We start from the raw sequence: 20,160 nt of genomic DNA, 5'->3' as shown, positions 1-20,160 counted from the left end.
TATCTTGTGTCATTAATAATCTTTTTTCTCGGAAGTCGAGAAAGACTTGACGGCGGGTAATTTATATCGTTTTAAATTGTCAACCGCGGCCGGATCGGCTTCGGGATGTTTTCCCGCCCGGGGTGGCGGGAGGCATTCAGGGTGGCGGAGGGAGGCTTTCGCTGCCGACTTGCAAACGGGAGGAAGACTATGCGCAAGTTTTTGGGCTCGGTGGCTGCTGCTGCCGTGATGATGGCTGCGTTCGGCGCCCATGCTGCCGACGTCAAGGAAGTGCAGATGCTGCACTGGTGGACTTCGGGCGGTGAAGCTGCGGCTCTTAACGTGCTGAAGGGCGACCTTTCCAAGGAAGGTTACGCCTGGAAGGACGTGCCGGTTGCCGGCGGCGGCGGTGACGCTGCAATGACCGCACTCAAGGCAATGGTTGCTGCCGGCACGTATCCGACCGCTTCCCAGATGCTCGGCTACACCGTCCTCGACTACGCTCAGGCCGGCGTCATGGGCGACCTGACCGAGACCGCGAAGAAGGAAGGCTGGGACAAGTCCGTTCCGGCGGCTCTGCAGAAATTCTCCGTCTATGACGGCAAGTGGGTCGCAGCTCCGGTCAACGTTCACTCCGTCAACTGGCTCTGGATCAACAAGGCCGTGATGGACAAGATCGGCGGCACCGAGCCAAAGACCTTCGACGACCTGATCGCCCTGCTCGACAAGGCAAAGGCAGCCGGCGTCATCCCGCTCGCTCTCGGCGGTCAGAACTGGCAGGAAGCCACGATGTTCGACTCGATCGTTCTGTCGACCGGCGGTCCTGAATTCTACAAGAAGGCCTTCAACGATCTCGACGAAGACTCTCTGAAGTCCGACACGATGAAGAAGTCCTTCGATAACCTCGCCAAGATCATCAAGTATGTCGACCCGAACTTCTCGGGCCGCGACTGGAACCTGGCAACCGCCATGGTCATCAAGGGTGACGCTCTGGTTCAGGTCATGGGCGACTGGGCGAAGGGCGAATTCGTTGCTGCCAAGAAGACCCCGGATAAGGACTTCCTGTGCTACCGCTTCCCGGGCACCGATGGCAGCGTGATCTACAACTCCGACATGTTCGGCATGTTCAACGTTCCTGAAGATCGCAAGGCCGCTCAGGTGGCGCTCGCGACTGCAACGCTGTCGAAGAGCTTCCAGTCGGCATTCAACGTCGTCAAGGGTTCGGTTCCGGCCCGTACCGACGTTCCGGATACGGCTTTCGACGCCTGCGGCAAGAAGGGTATCGCTGACCTGAAGAAGGCAAACGACGGCGGCACGCTGTTCGGTTCGCTCGCTCAGGGTTACGGCGCGCCTCCGGCAATCGCCAACGCCTATAAGGACGTCGTTTCGAAGTTCGTTCACGGCCAGATCAAGACCTCCGACGAAGCTGTAACCCAGCTTGTCCAGGCGATCGACGACGCTCGCTAATACCTGTTCGACATCCGGCCTCCCCGCACAGTGCGGGGAGGCCTTTGCGCCCTGCAGGAATGATGCGGGGAGGAGATTGATTTCATGAGCACTGTTGCGACCACCGATCCGGTCCTGACGTCCAATCCTTCGACCCGCGCGTCCATTCGCGGCCGGTTGCAGGATGCCCTGCCGAAGATCGTGCTGGCGCCGAGCTTCCTGATCACCATCATTTTCGTCTACGGCTTCATCGTCTGGACGGCTTATCTGTCCTTCACCAATTCCAAGACCTTCCCGTCCTATGACCTGACGGGGCCGCGGGCCTATCAGCGGCTTTGGCGCTGGACCTTCGAGAGCGATCCGCCGTCGTCCTGGTACACGTCGATCACCAATATGGGCATCTTCGGGTTCCTCTATATCGGTATCTGCCTGGCGCTCGGGCTCTTCCTGGCGATCCTTCTCGACCAGAAGATCCGCGGCGAGGGCATTCTTCGGCCGATCTTCCTCTATCCGATGGCGCTGTCCTTCATCGTCACGGGCGTCGCCTGGAAATGGTTCCTCGATCCGGGTCTCGGGCTGGAACAGACGCTGCATCAGTTCGGCTGGACGAGCTTCCATTTCGACTGGATCAAGAACAAGGATTTCGTCATCTACACCGTCGTCATCGCCGGTGTGTGGCAGGCGTCCGGCTTCGTCATGGCGATGTTCCTGGCTGGCCTGCGCGGCATCGACGGCGAGATCATGAAGGCGGCCCAGATCGATGGCGCCTCGACGCTGCAGCTCTATCGCCGCATCATCATTCCGCTGCTGCGGCCGGTGTTTCTGTCGGCCTTCATCGTTCTCGCGCACATGGCGATCAAGTCCTACGACCTTGTCGTGGCGCTGACCTCGGGCGGCCCGGGCGGCTCGGCCTGGCTGCCGTCCAACTTCATGTATGAATACACGTTCAAGCGAAACGAAATGGCTGTCGGTTCGGCCAGCGCGATCATCATGCTGATGACGATCTCGGCGATCATCGTTCCCTATCTCTATTCCGAACTGAAGGAGAAGGCGCGATGAGCAGCGTGACCTCCTCGACAATCGCCGTCTCGCAGGGTAACGGCAGCCGGTGGATCAGCCGCACCGCCATCTACGGCCTGCTGATCATCTTTGCGGTTCTCTACCTGATGCCGCTCTTCGTCATGCTGGTCACCTCATTCAAGACCATGGACGAGATCCAGAACGGCAACATGCTGTCGCTGCCGCAATCGCCGACACTCGATCCCTGGTTCAAGGCCTGGGGCGAGACCTGCGTCGGCCTGACCTGCGCCGGCATCAAGGGCTACTTCTGGAACTCGATCAAGATGGTGGTACCGGCCGTGGCGATCTCCACGGTGCTCGGCGCGCTGAACGGCTACGTGCTGACCAAGTGGCGCTTCCCCGGCCATACGCTGGTCTTCGGGCTGATGCTGTTTGCCTGCTTCATTCCCTTCCAGTCGGTGCTGCTGCCGATGGCAACGATCCTCGGCGCCTTCGGCCGGTTCGGGATGACGCTGCAGAATGCGACGGGCATGAGTTTCGGTTTCGGCAATCCGACCGTGAACCTGGTCTTCGTGCATGTGGTCTACGGTCTCGGCTTCACGACGCTGTTCTTCCGGAATTTTTATGAAGCCTTCCCGACGGAACTGGTGCGCGCAGCGCAGGTCGATGGTGCAAGCTTCTTCCAGATCTTCCGCCGAATCATGCTGCCGAATTCGCTGCCGATCATCGTCGTCACCGTGATCTACCAGTTCACCAATATCTGGAACGACTTCCTGTTCGCCTCGGCTTACGCAGGCACCGGTGAATCCATGCCGATGACCGTGGCGCTGAACAACGTCGTCAACACCTCGACCGGGGTGGTCGAATACAATGTCAACATGGCTGCTGCGATGATCGCCGCCGTGCCGACGCTTATCGTTTACATTCTCGCCGGCCGCTATTTCGTGCGCGGTCTCATGGCGGGCGCCGTCAAAGGGTGATCCATGGCTTTCCTTGAAATTTCCGGTCTCAAGAAGCGCTTCGGCGCCGTCGACATCCTCAAGGGGATCGATCTCGAGCTCGAAGAGGGCGGCTTCCTCGTGCTCGTCGGCCCGTCCGGCTGCGGCAAGTCCACGCTGCTCAACACCATCGCCGGCCTGGAGTCGATCACCGAAGGCGAGATCCGCGTCAACGGCCGGGCGATCAACGACCTGCATCCGTCGAAACGCGATATCGCCATGGTGTTCCAGAGCTACGCGCTCTATCCGAACATGACCGTTGCCGGAAACATCGCCTTCGGCATGGAAATCCGCGGCGTGCCGAAGGCCGAGCGCGACAAGGCGATCAAGCAGGTTTCGGAAATGCTGCAGATTGGCCATCTGCTCGATCGCAAGCCGAGCCAGCTTTCCGGCGGCCAGCGTCAGCGTGTTGCCATGGGCCGCGCGCTGGTGCGCAATCCGCAGGTCTTCCTGTTCGACGAGCCACTCTCCAACCTCGATGCCAAGCTGCGCGTCGACATGCGCACGGAAATCAAACGCCTGCATCAGCGCATGGGGACGACGATCGTCTACGTCACCCATGACCAGATCGAGGCAATGACGCTGGCGACCAAGATTGCCGTGCTGCGCGATGGCGTGCTGCAGCAGTTCGGTACGCCCGCCGAGATCTATAACAGCCCGGCCAATGTCTTCGTGGCCGATTTCATGGGTTCGCCGGCGATGAACCTGCTGAATGCCACCGTCGAGAACGGCTCGGGTGGCCTGCAGGTCTCGCTCGACCGTCCGAATGGCGAGCCACTGAAGCTGCCGGTTCCGGCCGGCAATAACAGCCTGACCAGCTATAATGGCAAGCCGGTGATCTTCGGCATCCGCCCGGAAGCGCTGACCGATCTCGACGGCGTCGATCGCAAGGCGAAATCGGTGTCGCATGGTGATTGCATGATCGAAGTTGTCGAGCCCGCGGGCGCGGATACGTTTGCCGTTACCAAGCTTGGCGGAAAGTCCGTCGTCGCGCGCCTGGGCGCCGATGCCGGGATCGAAGCCGGGCAGAACACCCGCCTTGCCTTCAATCTCGACAAGGCGGTGTTCTTCGATCCGCAGAGCCAGCTGCGGATCGCCTGATCTCTCAGCCGGCGGTAACGCTGAAGCTGACGGCGGCGAAGCGGCTTGAGGTCGCTTCCACCGTGATTGCGCCTGTAAGCCCGGTCGCCTCCAGCCAGAAACCGGCCGTGCCGCCTTGTAGCGGCACGCTCGTCGGGCCGACGATCTTTGCCGGTCCCTCGACGCGCAGGCTGATGCTGTCCTCCATGAAGGGCAGGCGCTGGCCGCGCTGATCGAGCGCGCGGATGATGACGCGCGTGCTGTCGCGTTCGCGGGCCTTCAGGACGGTGCTGTCAGGCGCAAGTTCCAGTTTTGCCGGAAGCGGATCGGCCGCGAGCGTCAGATGGGCGACCGGCTCGCCGTCGATAAAGCCGATAAATTCGCCATCGATCCATTCCAGACCCCAGGTGCCGAGCTCGTCCGCCGTGAAATGCCGGTGGTCGAGAACGACGGGCGGATGCGGCAGGTGCGGATAGTTCTCGCGGTCCGGGCCGATGCGCTTGGTCAGCGTTCCGTACTTGAGCTCCACCTCTTCGCAGTTGGTGAGGATGATCAGCGGCAGCACGCCGCCGATGCTGCGCTCGCCGCGCGCCCAGAAGGTCACCGGCTTCATGATGATCTCGTCGGAGGGATCGCACTGGCTGGAATAGACGTAGGCCGCGAATTTCGGCTCGCGGAACATGTCCATGACGCCGTGGTAGCAGATGCGGTCGCCGGAGCCGAAATCCTTGTGCGTGTTGTAGTCGAACATGCACCAGCCGATCGCGCCTGAAAGATCGGGATCGCCATAGGCGGCATTCAATACTTCAAGATGGCGGCGCACGTGCTCGGCCTGGCGCTGTTCGGGATCGTGCATCTTCGTCGGATGCATGTGGCCGTTATACTCGGTGATCAGGTAGGGCACCTTGTGGGAAAGGCCGGTATTTTCCTGTTGCGGACGAAGTGCGGTGCGCGGGCGGTTGGCGCCCGGCAGTTCCTCGTTGCCAAGGATGAAGTCGTTCATCGTGTAAACGTCTTCCAGCAGCTCGCTTTCCGTCAGGTAGCGGACGCCACCCGTCTGGCGGGTCGTATCCAGCTCGCGGGCGAGGCGGTTGGTTTCGGCGTAGAAGTCGTGGCTGTCGAGCGACTCGTTGATGCGCACGCCCCAGATGATGATCGACGGATGGTTCCAGTCGCGCTCGATCATGCGGCGGACGTTTTCGATCGATTCCTTCTGCCACTCGAGATCGCCGATATGCTGCCATCCCGGGATTTCTTCGAAGACGAGCAGGCCGAGCCGGTCGCACTGGTCGAGGAACCACTTCGACTGCGGATAGTGCGAAGTGCGGACGATGTTGCACTTCAGCACCGTCTTCATGATCGTCGCGTCGAGCTCCTGCGCGGAGCGGCCCGCGGCATAGCCGACATAGGGATAGGCCTGGTGACGGTTGAGGCCGCGCAGCTTCAGCGGCTGGCCGTTCAGCAGGAATCCCTCGGGCGTGAACTCGGCGGTGCGGAAGCCGAAATTCGAGGCGAGGCGATCCGAGCCGTGGCTGGTCTTCAGATCGACGGTGAGCTCATAGAGCGCCGGATTGGCGATATCCCAGAGGGCGATGCCGGTCAGGCTACCGAAGGCGAGCGTCACGTCTTCGCCCGTGGTCTCGGCCGTCGCGGTGGCGATCACCACGGCCGAGGCGTCGCGGATCGTGCCCGTCACAGTGCCGAGGAAGGTGGCATGCTGCGGGTTCGACAGCTGGCAGCGCACGGTTGCCGATTTCACGTCGGCGAGCACGTCCTGCGTCTCGATCTTGATATTGCGCAGTGAGACGGCGCCGGTGACCTTCAGCCAGACGTCGCGATAGATGCCGGCGTAGGTCAGGTAGTCGATGCGGCCGCCGAAGGGCGGGATGGCGGGGTTCTCGCTTCCGTCGATCTTGACGGTGATGAGGTTGTCGCCCTTGACGAGCTTGCCTGTCAGGCGCGCCTCGAAAGGCGTGTAGCCATCCTTGTGGGCGATGATCTCTTCGCCGTTCAGATAGACGACGCTATCGGCCATGGCGCCATCGAAGACGATCGAGACTTCGCGGCCGTCGAATTCCGGCATCCAGCGCAGGACCTTCTGATAGGTGAAGGCGCGCTGATAGGTCTTCTCGTCGAAATAGTTGAACGGCAGTTCGACGGCGGTATGCGGCAGGCTGATCGTGGTATTGCCGTCGAAGGCGTCGAGCAGGCGTTGGCCGAAGCCCTCGTGAAAGCTCCAGGATTCGTTGAAGGAAACGACGGAACGCATATCAGACTTCCTTGCTGCAGCCGTGGGCAATGGTTCGGCGCGATACACGCGCGCATGAAGTGATGGTCACGGAAATTCCTCCTCGATGCAATGAAAAGCGCTGCCTTAGGCGGTGGAGCCCCAGCGGGCCGTGCAGGCAAGCGTGATGTTGTGCGGGCCTTCGATGTCCTGCTCGTGGCGTTCGATCACCTCGACCACGGCATCAATGAAGGCGACATGGTCCAGGCCGAGCGTCGTCAGGTCGTTGCAGTCCCAGGCGGCCATGGCGATGCCGTCCTGGCCGACGATGGCGATATCGCCGGGCGTGTTCTTGCCGAGCACGCGGCGGGCCGCGTCGCGCGCACCGATCGCCATCACGTCGTTGCCGCAGATGATCGCATCGACCTTCGAGCGGTGCAGCAGCATGACGGCTTCCTTGAAGCCTGAATCGTAGGAATAGTCGCCGAAGGCTTCGGCCTCGAAATCGAGACCGTGCTTGGCGAGCGCATCGGCAAACCACTTGCGGCGCAGCTTGTCGATCCAGCTCGACTTGGTGCCGGACAGATAGGCGAAGCGCTTCTTCCCGTCCTTGACGATCTTGTCGATGATCTCGGCGGCGCCGACAGCGCCATCGATGCGGATGCTCGAGACGTTCTCGTTTTCCAGCGGCTCAAAGGAGACGATGATCGGCTTGGTCGTGTGGAAGATGTCGACGGCATCCTGCATCGAGACCATGTCGGAGAAGACGACGACGTGATCGACCTGGTAGGTCGAGGCGAGCCGCATCAGCTGCAGGCGGTCCGAGTGATCGGCGCAGCAGAGAATGATGGGCAGGAGCTGGCGGGCCTGCAGGCGGTGGACGAGCAGTTGCTGTTCTTCCGCCTCGCAGGGGTTGCCGATCGCGTTGACGACGAGGGCAACGAGCCGCGAGCGCTGGTTGTTCAGCGAGCGGGCAATGGCGTTCGGCTGGTATCCGTGTTCACGGGCGACCGCCAGGATGCGGTCGCGGGTGGCGCTGCCGATGCGGGAATCCGGCGAGAAGGCGCGCGAGATCGTTGCCGAGGATACGCCGGCGAGCTTTGCCAGCTCTTTGGAGGTGATGCGTTTCCTGCTCATGCCTGTTCCCACCCGTCCAGACCCGTTCCGCTCTTCTTCGAGTGGCGGAATGGTCTATCCCTTGTTATGCAATTCCAGACGCAAAACCGCTGCGCAGTCTTGCTGGAATTGCCTTAGTCGGCGATCCTGACGGGCACTCCCTCCGCCGCTGCCGATTCCTTGATTGCGTCCCAGAGCTTAGCGAATCGCAAACCCATTTCAACGGAGCCGGAGTTTTCCATGCTTCCGGCCCGGATTGCGAGGAAGTTCTTCATGGGATTGCCGAGGATTTCGGCCTCTTCGCGGGCTTCGCTGGTGCGGCCGAAGCTGATTTCACGCCAGCCGCCCCAGGCGTCGATGCGAACGATCGCCTTGGAATAGAAGAAGGTGATGTAGGAGGCGCAGCCGGGAGGTCCTTCGCCGGCGGCCGTCAGCGTCGCCAGCGCGCCGTTCTTCAGCCGGGCGGAGACTGCGGTTGCAATATCCACCTTCCGGCCGTGATTGTGCATGTAAGCCGAGACGCTCTCGAAATCCGAGTTCGCCAGCAGGCAGACGGTGTTCATCATGTGCGCGCCGGTATCGAACATGAAGCCGCCGCCGGAGATTTCCGGCTGCTGCTTCCAGTGGCCGCTATAGTTCGATGCCCAGCTTTCCCAGATCATGCCGGAGATGGCGATGAGATCGCCGAATTCGCCGGCCACCGCGCGCTTGCGGGTGTCGAGGACCAGTGGCGAGAGCCCGCCCTGGAAGGCGGTGACGATGGTAACACCGGATTTCTTCTGCGCCGCGATCAGCCGCTCGGCTTCGGCAACCGTCGTTACCATCGGTTTTTCGAGGAAGAGATCGAGGCCCGCTTCGGCCACAGCGACAGCCTGTTCGCCGTGGAAGGCGTGCGGCGTGGAAATGTAGATGATATCGAGCGCATCACGACGCGTCGCCAGCATCTCGCGATAGTCCTCGAACGCCTCGGGCGCCGGTGCGCCGGCTGCCGTGCAGACGTCGATCAGCCGTTGGCGCGAGGCCGGGATCGTATCGGCGAGAGCGACGAATTCGATCTCGGGCATGCGTGCCCAGCTGGCCGCATATTCGGCCGCTTTCAGCCCGGCGCCAATGACGCCGAGGCGCAGTTTCTCAACCATGAAAAATCCTCCCGAAACTCATTGTGCAAACGATTACACAAAGCAATCACGACTGGCAAGCTATAAATAATCATTGAAAATCAATGTATTAAAATTTGGATAGAGATCGCCGTGAAAATCGACTTGTCAGATATAGGAATGCGTGTACATTTTCCGCAGGTGCTGGAGGGCGCCATGTTTTAAAGAGGGAGGACTTCCGTTGAAGAAGACGGTTATCGGTGGCCTTTGCGCCATTTTGCTCAGCGCGGTCTCGACGCTGGCCCATGCTGAAACGATCCGCATCGCCAACCATGGTCAGTCGGGCATCGACGCCATGAAGTCGACGGTCGAGCGCATCGAAAAGAAATATGGCGTGACGGTCGAAGTCGTCGAATATCCGGCGCCGGATAAGGATTATCTCACCAAGCTCTTGACCGAACTCGGCGCCGGCAATGCGCCCGACCTGTTCTCGATCCCGACGGCATCGGCCGTTGCCGATATGGTCGAGGCGGGCTACCTCGCGCCGGTCACCAAGGAATTCAAGGCCTGGGAAGGCTACAACGGTCTCTATGACGTCGCCAAGCAGCTGGCCGTCAGCCCCGATGGCGAGACCTACGTGATGCCCTTCATGCTGGGCATTCAGGAAATCTACTATCGCAAGGACGTTCTCGAAAAGGCCGGTATCTCGACCGACCAGCCGAAGGACTGGAAGGACCTGCTCGATCGCGCTGCCGAGATCAAGAAGAAGACCGGCGCTTACGGTCTGCTCTTCCCGGCCGGTGTCGCCTGGGGCGGCGGTGCGTTCGACGAAGGCTTCCAGCATCTGATTGTTGGCTCCAAGACGCCGCAGATCGTCGATGCAGACGGCAAGCTCGATCTGAACGGCGAGGGCGTCAAGGATGTCTTCGACGTCTACAAGCAGCTGATCGATAACGACCTGATGCCGGTTCAGCCGCTGCTCGGACCGGAGCCGTGGGTCGTGCCGAAATATGAGATGTTCCCGCAGGGCAAGCTTGCTGCCACCACCTGCGGCTCCTGGTGCTACATCTTCGACTGGGGCCGCGAGAGCAAGAACCCGATCCCTGACGTGACCAAGGTCGTTGGCACCTGGACCGTTCCGGGCCAGAGCGGCGGTCAGTACGTTCTCGCCAACCTTGCCGCCCCGTGGGCCGTCAATGCCAAGTCGGCCAATGCCGAACTGGCGATCAAGGCGCTGATGGAAATCGGCTCGGTCGAAACGCAGGTCTCCTACGCTGCCCGCATCGGCAACATTCCGGCCAGCAAGGATGCGGCCAAGAATGCCGACTTCCAGAAGCTGACGGAACTCGTTCCGATCCATGCTGCTGCCGGAAACGGCGTGTTCCTGAAGCAGGCTTCCGGCTTCGGCACCGTCTCGGAAGGTGTTGCCCGCGCAACCGAAGCGCTGTTGCGCAAGGAAACCGATGCGGCTGGCGCCCAGAAGATCCTGGTCGACTACGTCAAGGAAACGCTCGGCGACGACGCCGTAAAGTAAGCTTGGGTTACCTTCTCCCGCCCAAGATTGGGGAACGCGGCGCTCTTGCCGCGTTTCCCGGTTCATTCGATAAGGTTGTGAGCTTCGATGATCAGAAACTCTCATGAACGCCGCGCCGAGCGCCAGCTTCTCATCATCCTGCTGCCCTCGCTCGTGCTGCTGCTGGCGTTCGTCATCTATCCTGCGCTCTATTCGCTCTATCTGAGCTTCACCAACGAGGCCCTGACGGGTGCTGCGGCGCTCCGCCCGCGCTTCGTCGGCCTGCGCAATTACGCGCGGCTGTTCAACGACGCGAAGTTCTGGAACTCGCTGCTCGTCACCTTCTTCTTCGTCATGGGTTCGGCGATCATCGGGCAGTTCGTGCTCGGCCTCGTATCCGCCATGGCGCTTCGCCGCGAAATCCGTTTCCGGCGTATCTTCTCGTCGATCATCCTGCTGCCGAATGCGGCGCCTGAAGTCGTTGCCGGCTTCATGTGGATTTCGATGCTGGCCGGCGGCGAACACGCGACGCTGTCGCGCATCGTCAGCTTCTTCGGCATCACGCCCGCCGACTGGCTGAACACGTTTCCGCTGGCGATGATCATCATCGTCAATACCTGGCGCGGAATCGCGACCGCGATGATCCTGCTCACCGCCGGTTTGAGCACCATTCCCAACGAAATCTACGAGGCTGCCCGCATGGATGGCGCGACCCCGTCGCAGATGTTCCGCCGCATCACGCTGCCGCTGATGATGCCGACGATCCTGCTCTACATGCTGATCTCCGCCGTCTCGACGATTGCCGTCTTCGGTCTCGTCTATGCGCTGACCCGCGGTGGTCCGGGTGGAGCGACCGAGCTCGTCAGCATCTATATCTACAACCAATCCTTCACGGCCTTCCAGCTCGGCTATGGCGCTGCGGTCGCAGTTGTTGCCTTGGTCATCTCGCTGATCCTCGGCATTGCCTATGTGCGGGCCATGAAGGTGGAGATCTGATATGGCCGTGATCTCTCCAAGCGAAAGCGCCAACAAGACGCGTTCCGACCTTCTCGCCTACGCGACGCTGTCGCTGATCTCGATCTTCTGTGCCGTACCGTTCTTCTGGGTGCTGCTCGCCTCCTTCGATGGCAATGCGCAGCTTTTCCTGCGCTGGCCGGAGCAATGGACGCTTGCCAATTATGCCCGTGTCTTCGTCAAGGAGGACGGCGCGAAGTGGCTGTTCAACTCGCTCTTCGTCGTTGGCGGGGCAACGTTTATCGTCATGGTGCTTGCCGGTCTCGGAGGCTATGCGCTGTCGCGTACCCGGGCCTGGTGGAAGCTGCCCTTCCTCTATGCCATCCTGCTGATCCGCGTGTTGCCGCCGACGGCGCTTGTCGTGCCGCTCTATAAATTCCTGCTGACGCTCAATGATGCCGAGGGCGCGGTGCTACGGCCGGTGTTCGGCAGCTATGCCCGCGACATCATGCGCTGGACCGGCTTCATCGATGGCTATCTCGGCATTATGCTGGTACTTGCCACCATGCAGCTGCCGCTGGCGCTGTGGATCATGAAGACTTTCTTCGATGGGCTGCCGCGTGACTACGAGGAGGCGGCCGTCATGGACGGCGCGACCATGATCCAGCGCATCCGCCGGGTGCTGATCCCGCTGGCGCTGCCGGGTCTGGCCGCTGCCGGTCTCTTCACTTTCATGTCGGCCTGGGGTGATTTCCTGTTGCCGCTGATCTTCCTGTCGTCGCCGGAACTGCAGACGCTGCCGCTCGGTCTCTTCCGCGCCTTCCTGCGCATCAACGAGATCGATTACGGCCTGCTGGCGGCTCTTGCCTTCATCTACCTCCTGCCTGCCGTCATCGCCTTCGGCTTCGCGCGGCGCTTCCTCGTCCAGACATTCTCTGGCGGCGTGAAGGGCTGAGACAAGAAAGAGAAACCGAATGATCAATCTCAAGAACGTCCGCAAATTCTACGGTGCGCTGGAAGTCATCAAGGGCGTCGACATCACCGTCGAGGATGGCGAGTTCGCCGTCTTCGTCGGCCCGTCGGGCTGCGGCAAGTCCACGCTGCTGCGCATGATCGCCGGTCTGGAAGGCATCGACGAGGGCGACCTGATCCTCAATGGCCAGCGCATCAACGATGTGCCACCGGACAAGCGCGGCATCGCCATGGTGTTCCAGTCCTACGCGCTTTATCCGCATATGACCGTCGCGGAAAACATCGGCTTCTCGCTCAGCCTGAAGAAGGTGCCGGAGGCGGAGATCCGCAAGCAGGTCGAGGGCGTCGCCGAGATCCTGCAGCTGACGGATTACCTCGATCGCCGCCCGGCGGCTCTCTCGGGTGGTCAGCGCCAGCGCGTGGCGATCGGACGGGCGATCATCAAGAAGCCGTCGCTGATCCTGTTCGACGAGCCGCTCTCCAACCTCGATTCCGCACTGCGCGTCCAGATGCGTGCCGAGTTGCAGCGGCTGCACCGCGAGCTGAAGGCGACCGTCGTCTACGTCACCCACGACCAGGTCGAGGCGATGACGATGGCTGACCGGATCGTTGTCCTGAACAAGGGCACGGTTGCGCAGCAGGGCGCGCCGATGAGCCTCTATCATCAGCCGGAGAACGAGTTCGTCGCCACCTTCATCGGCTCGCCGAAGATGAACGTGATCCCGGCGACCGCAACGCGACAGGCGGGCCGGATCGCGCTCGATAGCCCGATCGGGCTGAGGATGGAATTGCCCGATGCCGCATCGGTGCCGCAGGGCGAAGTGCGCCTCGGTGTTCGGCCCGAACATCTGAAGATCGTCGGCGAGGGGCAGGGCAATTTCAATGCAGAGGTGGCGATCGTCGAGCGGCTCGGCGTCGAAACCTACATCACCGTCGGCACCACGCAGGATCCGATCATCGTTCGCGCCGATGGCGATATTGCCGTCCGGCCCGGGGATCGGGTCTCGCTTTCGGCCGATCCGGCTGCCTGCCATCTCTTCGACGCGTCGGGCCGGGTCATCCGCTCGGCCAATCTTTCATAACATCGAGGACTATCATGACGATCAAGGTTACGATCTGGAACGAGGGCCGGCACGAGCAGGTGCACAAGGAAGTCCAGGATATCTATCCTGACCGGATCGATGGCGCGATCGCGGCCGGCATCAAGCATCCCGACTTCGAGATCCGCCGCGGCACGCTGGATGATCCGGACGAAGGTTTGCCGGATTCATTGCTCAACGATACCGACGTGCTGCTCTGGTGGGGCCACATGGCGCATGAGGAGGTCAGCGACGGGCTGATCGACCGCATCCAGCAGCGGGTGCTGAAGGGCATGGGCCTGGTCATCCTGCATTCCGGCCATCACTCCAAGCTGTTCCGCCGCCTGATGGGCACCAATGCCAATCTCTCGTGGCGCGAGTCACCGGCGGGCGATCTGGAGCGCGTCTGGGTCATCAATCCCTCGCATCCGATCGCCGAGGGTCTGCCGCCGTTCTTCGAGGTCAATGCCTCGGAAATGTACGGCGAGCCCTTCGATATCCCGCAGCCGGACGAGCTGGTCTTCATCTCCTGGTACTCAGGCGGCGAAGTGTTCCGCAGCGGCTGCACCTGGCAGCGCGGCCGTGGGCGCATCTTCTTCTTCAGCCCGGGCCACGAGACCTATCCGATCTATCACGACAAGACGATCCACAAGGTCATCTCCAACGGCATCCGCTGGGCGGAGCAGAAGCACAGGGATGGCCGGATCCTGGAAAACTGGCACCGCGCCGAAGCGCTGCATCCGCGCCCTGACGGCAAGGTCTGAGCTTCCTCCCGTGGGGGCTGGGGCGGTCTCGCTCCGGCCTCCGCGGGCGGCATTCATCGAGGAGGAATGCGATGCAGCTGATTTCGCTGAAGGCTGAAAGCGACGTCCACGAATTCCTGATCAGCAAGAATTTCTGGGCGGCGGTGCATCGCAACGTGCCAGAGCGGCTGGCGGCACTCGCCCGGCTCGCGGCCGAAAGGCCTGACGTTTTCGCCTTCGAAAGCAGCCAGAAGATCGCCGAGCGCTGCAAGGTGTCGCAAACCAGCGTCGTGCGGTTTGCCCAGCATCTCGGCTTCGATGGTTTCGCCGAGATGAAGCAGGGCTTTCAGCACGGCCTGCGCCAATCGGCCCGCCGCGCCTCCTGAGCCTTACGGATACTGCGCGCCGTTGGTGGTCGTGTAGATCGAATAGACGGACTGTGTTGCCGTGATGAACAACCGGTTCTTCTTGAAGCCGCCGAAGCAGATGTTCGAGACCGTCTGCGGGATCAGGATCTTGCCGAGCAGGGTGCCATCAGGCGCAAAGCAGTGAACGCCGTCGGCCGCGCTGCTCCAGAGATTGCCTGAGACATCGAAGCGGAAGCCATCGGGAACGCCCTTGTCGATCGTGCAGAAGAAGCGGCTGTTGGCTAGCGTCTTGCCGTCGATCACGTCGAACACCCGGATGTGGCGCGGAACCTCATGGTGGGACGAGCCTGAATCGGCGATAAAGAGCTGCTTTTCATCCGGCGAGAAGGCGAGGCCGTTCGGCTGGATGAAATCGGTGACGACCGCCTCAACCTTTCCGCTCTGCGGATCGATGCGGTAGACGTTCCGTGTCTCCTGCTCCTCGTCGGCCTTGTGTCCTTCATAATCGGACATGATGCCGTAGCTCGGATCGGTGAACCAGACCGAACCGTCAGATTTCACGACGACGTCGTTCGGCGAGTTCAGCCGCTTGCCGTTGTAGCTGTCGGCGAGAGTGGTGATGCGGCCATCGGCCTCGGTGCGGGTGACCCGCCGTCCGCCATGCTCGCAGGAGACTAGCCGGCCCTGGCGGTCCCTGGTGTTGCCGTTCACATAGTTGGATGCCGAGCGGAACACGGAGACGCCGCCATCCGGAACCCAGCGCATCATCCGCTCGTTCGGGATGTCGCTCCAGATCAGGCAGTTCATGTCGGAGAACCAGACCGGACCCTCGGCCCAGCGGCAGCCGCTATAGAGCTCCTCGAGCCGGGCGCTGCCGGCGATCAGGCCGCGGAAACGTTCGTCACGGATGTCGTAGAGCGGGGTTTCGGACACTGAATTGCTCCTCCCAAAGCGATTGGCCGTGTCTTTCGTAAACGCAAACGGTGAGCGGTGCCAGAGCCCGGCGCTGAAAATTACCGGGCTCCGGCAGTCACTTAGAGGGCGGCGACCGGATGCGGTGAGCCGTCATAGGCGCCCCAGATCGACTGGTCGAAGCAGATTACGGAGCCGGTCATCAGGCCGGATTCGGCAGAGGAAAGATAGGCGCAGGCGCGGGCCACCTCTTCCGGGTCGACAAGGCGGCCGAAGGGCTGGCTCGCGGCGGCCTTCGCCAGCCAGTCTTCGGCGGCGCCGTGATATTCCCGCTGGATGCGGTCCTCGCCTTCCGAAGACATCCAGCCGATGTTGAGGCCGTTGACGCGGATGCGGTTGCGCAGCAGCGCATAGGCGGTGTTCTTCGTCAGCGTTTCCAGCGCGCCCTTGGATGCGCAGTAGGCGGCGATGAAGGGCTGGCCGGCTTTTGCCGACATCGAGCCGATATTGACGATCGTTCCCTCGATCTTCTCGCGCCGCATCACCTTGACGGCCTCCTGCATCAGGAAAAACGGTGCCTTCACGTTGACGGCGAACATCTGGTCGAAGAGTTCGGGGCTGGTGTCGAGGATCGTGCCGCGGTCGGTGATCGCTGCGGCATTCACCAGCGCATCGACGCGGCCGAAGGTCTCGTCGCAGGCGCGCACGACATTTTGCGCATCCTCGACCTTGCCGAGATCGGCCTTGACATAGACGACCCCGGCGCCGGTTTTCGACGACAGCTCCTCGGCCTTCGCCTTGCCCTTCTGTTCATTGCGGCCGCAGATGACGATGCCTTTGGCGCCGCGCTCGGCAAACAGCCGGGCGATGGTGGCGCCGAGGCCCTGTGTGCCGCCGGTGACGATAGCGATCTTGCCGTCGAGGCGGCTGGTACCTGTGCTCATATGGTTCCTCCGATGTGTTGAATGGTGATCTCACGGCAAAAGCCCCTCGTCGAAACGAGAGGCTTCAATGGTGTCGTTCTTGTGAGCTGATCAGGTCAGCTTCTTCTCCGCCTGATCGGCGAGCGCCTTGGTGAAGGCCGCGTCGCTCCAGCCTTCCTTCAGCGCCTCATGCATAAGCTGCGCCTGCGTTTTCGGCGCCAGGCCGCCGACCGGCGGGTCGCGGTCGAGATTGGTGGGGAAGGAATAGCCTTCGGCGCAGGAGGCGACGGCGTTGGCGATGCCCGTTTCCGAGAGCTTGCCTTTTAGCGTCTTCAGCGCCGGGAAGAGTTTGGCGCTCATCCGCTCGCGGTTGACTGTCTCCATGGCGCGGCCAAAGGCTGAGGAGACCTGCAGCAGGTTGGCGACGCGCTTGATGTCAGCCGAGCGGTTGGTGCCTGCAGCATGGAAGACCGCCGGATTGAAGAACACGACGTCGCCCTTCTTCAGCGGCAGTTGGATGTGGTGCTGGTCGAAATAATCACGGAACTCCTGACGCTTGAGCGCGAGGTAGCCTGGCACATAGGTCTGGCTGTGCGGCAGGAAGAGGGTCGGGCCGCTTTCGATCGGCATGTCGCAATGGGCGACGGCGCCCTGTAGCGTCAGCACCGGCGAGAGCTTGTGAACATGGGCGGGAAACTGCTCGATCACCTTGGAGGACTGGAAGCCCAGGTGATAATCGCGATGCGCCGACTGCGCCGCGCCACCGGGATTGACCCGGTTGACCTGCGCCGTCATCTGGTAACTCGGGCCGAGCCAGGCTTCGCTGGCAATCGCGACGATCGGGTTGGCGTAGTAGAGCGCGAAATTCTCGGCATCGGCAAGGCAGTGCTTTTCGAGCGAGTTCCAGATGCGGTCGTTGGCGCCGGGCTTTGCGAAATGGTCGCCGCCGCCGGTCGAGGTGCGGTGCTGTTCCTCGATGATCTCGTCGAAGATCTGGCTGGCGCGGTCGATGATTGAGGTATCCTCGTAAGCGCGCTTGAAGACGACGACGCCTGGGCCTTCGCCGAAGGCTTCGCAGATCTCCGCCAGCACGGCGCGGCGGCCTTCGGGATCGGCAATCGCTTCGGTCACCTTGCGGCTGTCGTAGATCAGGACGTTCTTCTCGACGCTATCGGCGGTCGGGTAATCGGCCAGCGCCGTGGTCTTTTCGGCCAGCGCGCGGAAATCGCCAAGATCGCAGGCGTCTTCGGTCAGCCAGACGCGGTCGGCGCGCATTTTCTGCAGGTTGTCGGTTTTCATCAGGTGCTCCTCCAAATCTGATGAAGGAACTATACGCCGCATGATTTGCTGATATAGATCAGAAATCCATCAAAAAACCATCAGAACGGCAGCTATGGCTCATCCCTTTCTCGTCAAGGACATCGCCTTTCAGGCCGGTCTCAGCACAGCAACTGTCGACCGGGTACTGAATGGACGGGCAGGTGTACGCCGCCAGACGGAGCAGCGGGTGAAGGCGGCGATTGCCGAGCTCGAGAAGCAGCAGGCCGGTGCCGAAGTGGCAGGGCGAAAGCTGGCGATCGATATCGTCATGGAAACGCCGGTGCGGTTCAGCGATGCCGTCCGCGCCGCCTTTGAGGCGGAAGTCGCAACGCTGCTGCCGACCGTCTTCCGCTGCCGGTTCCATTTCGCCGAGGTGATGAAGCCAGCCGAACTGGTGCAGCTGCTCGACCGCATCCGGCTGCGCGGCACGCATGGCATCGTCCTGAAGGCGCCTGATGTGCCGGAAGTGGTTGCCGCCGTCCGGCGCGCCGATGACACCGGCATTCCCGTCGTGACCCTGGTGACCGACCTGCCGAACTCGCCGCGGGTTGCCTATACGGGTGCGGATAACAGGGCTGCGGGCGAGACGGCGGCCTATCTGATCGGCTCGGTCTTCGGCGGGACGCCGGGCAATGTGCTGGTGACACTCTCGAGCGGCCGGTTCCGCGGCGAGGAGGAGCGCGAAATCGGTTTTCGCCGCGTGATCCGCGAACATTATCCGGCTATCGGCATCACCGAGATTAGCGAGGGCCACGGCACGGATGCGGCAACGGGTTCGCTGGCGGCCAGGGCGCTGGCATCGGATGCGACCATCGATGCGGTCTATTCGATCGGCGGTGGCAATCGCGCGGTGCTGGCGGCCTTCGAGGCGGCCGGCCGGAAGCTTCGCGTTTTCGTGGCGCATGATCTCGATGCCGACAACCGGTCGCTGCTTGCATCCGGCAAGATCAATTTCGTGCTGCATCACGATCTGCGCAGCGATGCGCGATCGGCGTTTCGTGCCATTCTCGACCGCGTCTCGAAGGCGGCGCGGGGCGGGCCTGGACCACTCTCTGCCGTTGAGATCATCACGCCGTTCAACATGCCGGACCACTATGCTTCCGCAAAGGATGAAATCGGGGTAGTGGTGGGCTGAAGCGAGGTGGACGGGATGGAATATAGCGACATCGGAACCATTGCGACCTGGTTGACGGAGCAGGGGCTCAAGGGCGCGACCGAGTCCGAGCTCCTCGACGGCTTCTGCATCGCCTGCCGCGAGAAGGGCCTGCAGATCGACCGCGGCATGGCGCTGATGGATACGCTGCATCCCGTTCACGAGGGGCGCGCCTTCCGCTTCGACAGCGAGCAGGAGGTCGAGTCCGAATTCGAATATGGCCCGACCGGCGAAGGCGAGGCGCTGGAGAGCTGGAAGCGCTCGGCCTTCTATTATCTCTGGGCCGGTACGGAAAATGAGGTCCGCCGCCGTCTCGGTTTTGGTGATCCCGCCGATTTCCAGATGCTCGAGAAGATGGCCGAGCTGGGCCATACCGACTATGTCGCGATGATCCACCGCTTCGAGAAGCAGGGCACGATCGGCGAGATGGATTGCTTCTTCTCGCATTTTTCGACACGCCATCCCGAAGGCTTTTCGGACCACGATCTCGTCATCCTGCGCAAGCTGGTGCCGGTGCTCGGTCTTGCCATCAAATGCATCGGGCTCGGCCGCATCGCCCGGACGATTGCCGAGGTCTATCTCGGCGAGGATGCGGCCCGGCAGGTCATGGAAGGGAAGATCAGCCGCGGTAAATCGGAACGGATTTCGGCGGCGCTGTGGTTCTCAGACCTCTTGAATTACACGAAGATTTCGGACAACGCCTCGCCCGAGGAAATCCTGCCCTTCCTCAACGAATATAGCGAAGTCGTCATCTCGGCGATCCACGAGGCGGGTGGCAACGTCTTGAAGCTGATCGGCGACGGCGTGCTGGCGATCTTCAAGGCGGATGATCCATCAGACGCCTGCTGCGCGGCGCTGGAGGCGGAGCGGTTGCTGCGCGGCAAGCTCGCGACGCTCAATGCCGCGCGCCAGATCGATGGCCGCCCGACGACCGATGTTTATCTCGGCTTGCATATCGGCGATGTCTTCTACGGCAATATCGGCAGCCAGGAGCGGCTGGATTTCACCGTCATCGGTCCGGCGGTCAACGAAGTCAGCCGCATCGCATCAATGTGCCGGTCGGTGGATTTCAACGTGCTGATATCCTCGGAATTCGCCGAGACCATTCCGCAGGCGGATCGCGACGTGCTTGCCTGCATCGGCCGCTACGCGCTGCGCGGCGTCAAGCGGGCGCAGGCGCTCTATACGCTGGAGACGGCGCGGCTCGGCGCTGATCTCTGAGCGATCGCCATTCTGCCCATGCCTGCCCGCTTTTCCTTG

At 61.9% G+C, this 20,160-nt stretch carries 18 protein-coding genes; 12 read left to right on the top strand and 6 right to left on the bottom strand.

Features of this window, described 5'->3' with window-relative positions; genetic code table 11:
- Nucleotides 1-189 precede the first annotated feature (189 nt).
- The 4 genes from ACEN84_RS06665 (at nucleotide 190) to ACEN84_RS06650 (ending at nucleotide 4,544) form a co-directional block, all read left to right on the top strand.
- Complete coding sequence (locus tag ACEN84_RS06665) at nucleotides 190-1,446, top strand: ABC transporter substrate-binding protein (protein ID WP_112537114.1); 1,257 nt, start codon at nucleotides 190-192, stop codon at nucleotides 1,444-1,446.
- Nucleotides 1,447-1,530: 84 nt separating this feature from the next.
- Nucleotides 1,531-2,484, top strand: coding sequence for a carbohydrate ABC transporter permease (locus ACEN84_RS06660; protein ID WP_112719834.1), 954 nt, complete (start codon nucleotides 1,531-1,533; stop codon nucleotides 2,482-2,484).
- Nucleotides 2,481-3,425: a carbohydrate ABC transporter permease gene (locus tag ACEN84_RS06655; protein WP_199628891.1), complete on the top strand. Its 945-nt coding sequence runs from the start codon at nucleotides 2,481-2,483 to the stop codon at nucleotides 3,423-3,425. Before ACEN84_RS06660 ends, ACEN84_RS06655 begins: the two co-directional genes overlap by 4 nt.
- A 3-nt stretch (nucleotides 3,426-3,428) precedes the next feature.
- A complete protein-coding gene (locus tag ACEN84_RS06650; RefSeq protein WP_203427929.1) occupies nucleotides 3,429-4,544 on the top strand; it encodes an ABC transporter ATP-binding protein in 1,116 nt (371 codons plus the stop codon).
- 4 nt (nucleotides 4,545-4,548) lie between these two features.
- Here the strand turns inward: ACEN84_RS06650 and ACEN84_RS06645 are convergent, their stop codons facing one another.
- The 3 genes from ACEN84_RS06645 to ACEN84_RS06635 form a co-directional block, all read right to left on the bottom strand.
- Nucleotides 4,549-6,792: a glycoside hydrolase family 2 protein gene (locus ACEN84_RS06645; RefSeq protein WP_413710359.1), complete on the bottom strand. Its 2,244-nt coding sequence runs from the start codon at nucleotides 6,790-6,792 to the stop codon at nucleotides 4,549-4,551.
- 105 nt (nucleotides 6,793-6,897) lie between these two features.
- The gene (locus tag ACEN84_RS06640; protein WP_413710358.1) at nucleotides 6,898-7,887 is read right to left on the bottom strand and encodes a LacI family DNA-binding transcriptional regulator; all 990 of its coding nucleotides are present in this window, start codon (nucleotides 7,885-7,887) and stop codon (nucleotides 6,898-6,900) included.
- A gap of 113 nt (nucleotides 7,888-8,000) precedes the next feature.
- Nucleotides 8,001-9,005: a Gfo/Idh/MocA family protein gene (locus tag ACEN84_RS06635; RefSeq protein WP_413710357.1), complete on the bottom strand. Its 1,005-nt coding sequence runs from the start codon at nucleotides 9,003-9,005 to the stop codon at nucleotides 8,001-8,003.
- A 199-nt stretch (nucleotides 9,006-9,204) separates the two neighbouring features.
- Between ACEN84_RS06635 and ACEN84_RS06630 the strand changes: the two genes are divergently transcribed.
- From ACEN84_RS06630 to ACEN84_RS06605, 6 genes are all read left to right on the top strand, one after another.
- Nucleotides 9,205-10,497 (top strand): ABC transporter substrate-binding protein, encoded by a 1,293-nt coding sequence (locus ACEN84_RS06630; protein WP_112719828.1) that lies wholly within the window; start codon nucleotides 9,205-9,207, stop codon nucleotides 10,495-10,497.
- A gap of 87 nt (nucleotides 10,498-10,584) precedes the next feature.
- On the top strand, nucleotides 10,585-11,472 hold the full coding sequence (locus ACEN84_RS06625) for a carbohydrate ABC transporter permease (protein ID WP_112719827.1): 888 nt from the start codon (nucleotides 10,585-10,587) through the stop codon (nucleotides 11,470-11,472).
- Between the two features lies 1 nt (nucleotide 11,473).
- On the top strand, nucleotides 11,474-12,385 hold the full coding sequence (locus tag ACEN84_RS06620) for a carbohydrate ABC transporter permease (protein WP_413710356.1): 912 nt from the start codon (nucleotides 11,474-11,476) through the stop codon (nucleotides 12,383-12,385).
- A gap of 19 nt (nucleotides 12,386-12,404) precedes the next feature.
- The gene (locus ACEN84_RS06615; RefSeq protein WP_413710355.1) at nucleotides 12,405-13,484 is read left to right on the top strand and encodes an ABC transporter ATP-binding protein; all 1,080 of its coding nucleotides are present in this window, start codon (nucleotides 12,405-12,407) and stop codon (nucleotides 13,482-13,484) included.
- 14 nt (nucleotides 13,485-13,498) lie between these two features.
- On the top strand, nucleotides 13,499-14,245 hold the full coding sequence (locus ACEN84_RS06610) for a ThuA domain-containing protein (RefSeq protein ID WP_130282331.1): 747 nt from the start codon (nucleotides 13,499-13,501) through the stop codon (nucleotides 14,243-14,245).
- 71 nt (nucleotides 14,246-14,316) lie between these two features.
- Entirely contained in the window at nucleotides 14,317-14,610 is a 294-nt protein-coding gene (locus ACEN84_RS06605) for a MurR/RpiR family transcriptional regulator (RefSeq protein ID WP_112719823.1), read from the top strand.
- A gap of 3 nt (nucleotides 14,611-14,613) precedes the next feature.
- Here ACEN84_RS06605 and ACEN84_RS06600 read toward each other — a convergent pair whose 3' ends face one another.
- The 3 genes from ACEN84_RS06600 to ACEN84_RS06590 all read right to left on the bottom strand — a co-directional run bounded on the left by ACEN84_RS06600 (nucleotide 14,614) and on the right by ACEN84_RS06590 (nucleotide 17,726).
- Nucleotides 14,614-15,525, bottom strand: a complete 912-nt coding sequence (locus ACEN84_RS06600) for an SMP-30/gluconolactonase/LRE family protein (protein ID WP_413710354.1) — start codon at nucleotides 15,523-15,525, stop codon at nucleotides 14,614-14,616.
- A 101-nt stretch (nucleotides 15,526-15,626) separates the two neighbouring features.
- Nucleotides 15,627-16,448 (bottom strand): SDR family oxidoreductase, encoded by an 822-nt coding sequence (locus tag ACEN84_RS06595; RefSeq protein ID WP_413710353.1) that lies wholly within the window; start codon nucleotides 16,446-16,448, stop codon nucleotides 15,627-15,629.
- 90 nt (nucleotides 16,449-16,538) lie between these two features.
- Nucleotides 16,539-17,726 carry a phytanoyl-CoA dioxygenase family protein gene (locus ACEN84_RS06590; protein ID WP_413710352.1) on the bottom strand — a complete coding sequence of 396 codons (1,188 nt, stop codon included), beginning with the start codon at nucleotides 17,724-17,726 and terminating at the stop codon, nucleotides 16,539-16,541.
- Nucleotides 17,727-17,820: 94 nt separating this feature from the next.
- Between ACEN84_RS06590 and ACEN84_RS06585 the strand changes: the two genes are divergently transcribed.
- Together ACEN84_RS06585 and ACEN84_RS06580 are read left to right on the top strand one after the other, a co-directional pair.
- Nucleotides 17,821-18,882 (top strand): LacI family DNA-binding transcriptional regulator, encoded by a 1,062-nt coding sequence (locus ACEN84_RS06585; protein WP_413710351.1) that lies wholly within the window; start codon nucleotides 17,821-17,823, stop codon nucleotides 18,880-18,882.
- Between the two features lie 15 nt (nucleotides 18,883-18,897).
- Nucleotides 18,898-20,121, top strand: coding sequence for an adenylate/guanylate cyclase domain-containing protein (locus ACEN84_RS06580; RefSeq protein ID WP_130282321.1), 1,224 nt, complete (start codon nucleotides 18,898-18,900; stop codon nucleotides 20,119-20,121).
- Nucleotides 20,122-20,160: the final 39 nt, after the last annotated feature.

Source organism: Rhizobium sp. Rhizsp82 (assembly GCF_047325115.1).
GTDB lineage: Bacteria > Pseudomonadota > Alphaproteobacteria > Rhizobiales > Rhizobiaceae > Rhizobium.
The sequence above is the reverse complement of the archived record's forward strand: the minus strand, read 5'-3'. Positions and strand labels throughout refer to the sequence as shown.

What these genes read in the sequence shown, in the direction of transcription:
- ACEN84_RS06585 (WP_413710351.1), top strand. Translation starts at nt 17,821, where the DNA reads ATGGCTCATCCCTTTCTCGTCAAGGACATCGCCTTTCAGGCCGGTCTC.
- ACEN84_RS06640 (WP_413710358.1), bottom strand. Translation starts at nt 7,887, where the DNA reads ATGAGCAGGAAACGCATCACCTCCAAAGAGCTGGCAAAGCTCGCCGGC.
- ACEN84_RS06595 (WP_413710353.1), bottom strand. Translation starts at nt 16,448, where the DNA reads ATGAGCACAGGTACCAGCCGCCTCGACGGCAAGATCGCTATCGTCACC.
- ACEN84_RS06615 (WP_413710355.1), top strand. Translation starts at nt 12,405, where the DNA reads ATGATCAATCTCAAGAACGTCCGCAAATTCTACGGTGCGCTGGAAGTC.
- ACEN84_RS06620 (WP_413710356.1), top strand. Translation starts at nt 11,474, where the DNA reads ATGGCCGTGATCTCTCCAAGCGAAAGCGCCAACAAGACGCGTTCCGAC.
- ACEN84_RS06605 (WP_112719823.1), top strand. Translation starts at nt 14,317, where the DNA reads ATGCAGCTGATTTCGCTGAAGGCTGAAAGCGACGTCCACGAATTCCTG.
- ACEN84_RS06665 (WP_112537114.1), top strand. Translation starts at nt 190, where the DNA reads ATGCGCAAGTTTTTGGGCTCGGTGGCTGCTGCTGCCGTGATGATGGCT.
- ACEN84_RS06660 (WP_112719834.1), top strand. Translation starts at nt 1,531, where the DNA reads ATGAGCACTGTTGCGACCACCGATCCGGTCCTGACGTCCAATCCTTCG.
- ACEN84_RS06610 (WP_130282331.1), top strand. Translation starts at nt 13,499, where the DNA reads ATGACGATCAAGGTTACGATCTGGAACGAGGGCCGGCACGAGCAGGTG.
- ACEN84_RS06635 (WP_413710357.1), bottom strand. Translation starts at nt 9,005, where the DNA reads ATGGTTGAGAAACTGCGCCTCGGCGTCATTGGCGCCGGGCTGAAAGCG.
- ACEN84_RS06655 (WP_199628891.1), top strand. Translation starts at nt 2,481, where the DNA reads ATGAGCAGCGTGACCTCCTCGACAATCGCCGTCTCGCAGGGTAACGGC.
- ACEN84_RS06590 (WP_413710352.1), bottom strand. Translation starts at nt 17,726, where the DNA reads ATGAAAACCGACAACCTGCAGAAAATGCGCGCCGACCGCGTCTGGCTG.
- ACEN84_RS06650 (WP_203427929.1), top strand. Translation starts at nt 3,429, where the DNA reads ATGGCTTTCCTTGAAATTTCCGGTCTCAAGAAGCGCTTCGGCGCCGTC.
- ACEN84_RS06580 (WP_130282321.1), top strand. Translation starts at nt 18,898, where the DNA reads ATGGAATATAGCGACATCGGAACCATTGCGACCTGGTTGACGGAGCAG.
- ACEN84_RS06625 (WP_112719827.1), top strand. Translation starts at nt 10,585, where the DNA reads ATGATCAGAAACTCTCATGAACGCCGCGCCGAGCGCCAGCTTCTCATC.
- ACEN84_RS06645 (WP_413710359.1), bottom strand. Translation starts at nt 6,792, where the DNA reads ATGCGTTCCGTCGTTTCCTTCAACGAATCCTGGAGCTTTCACGAGGGC.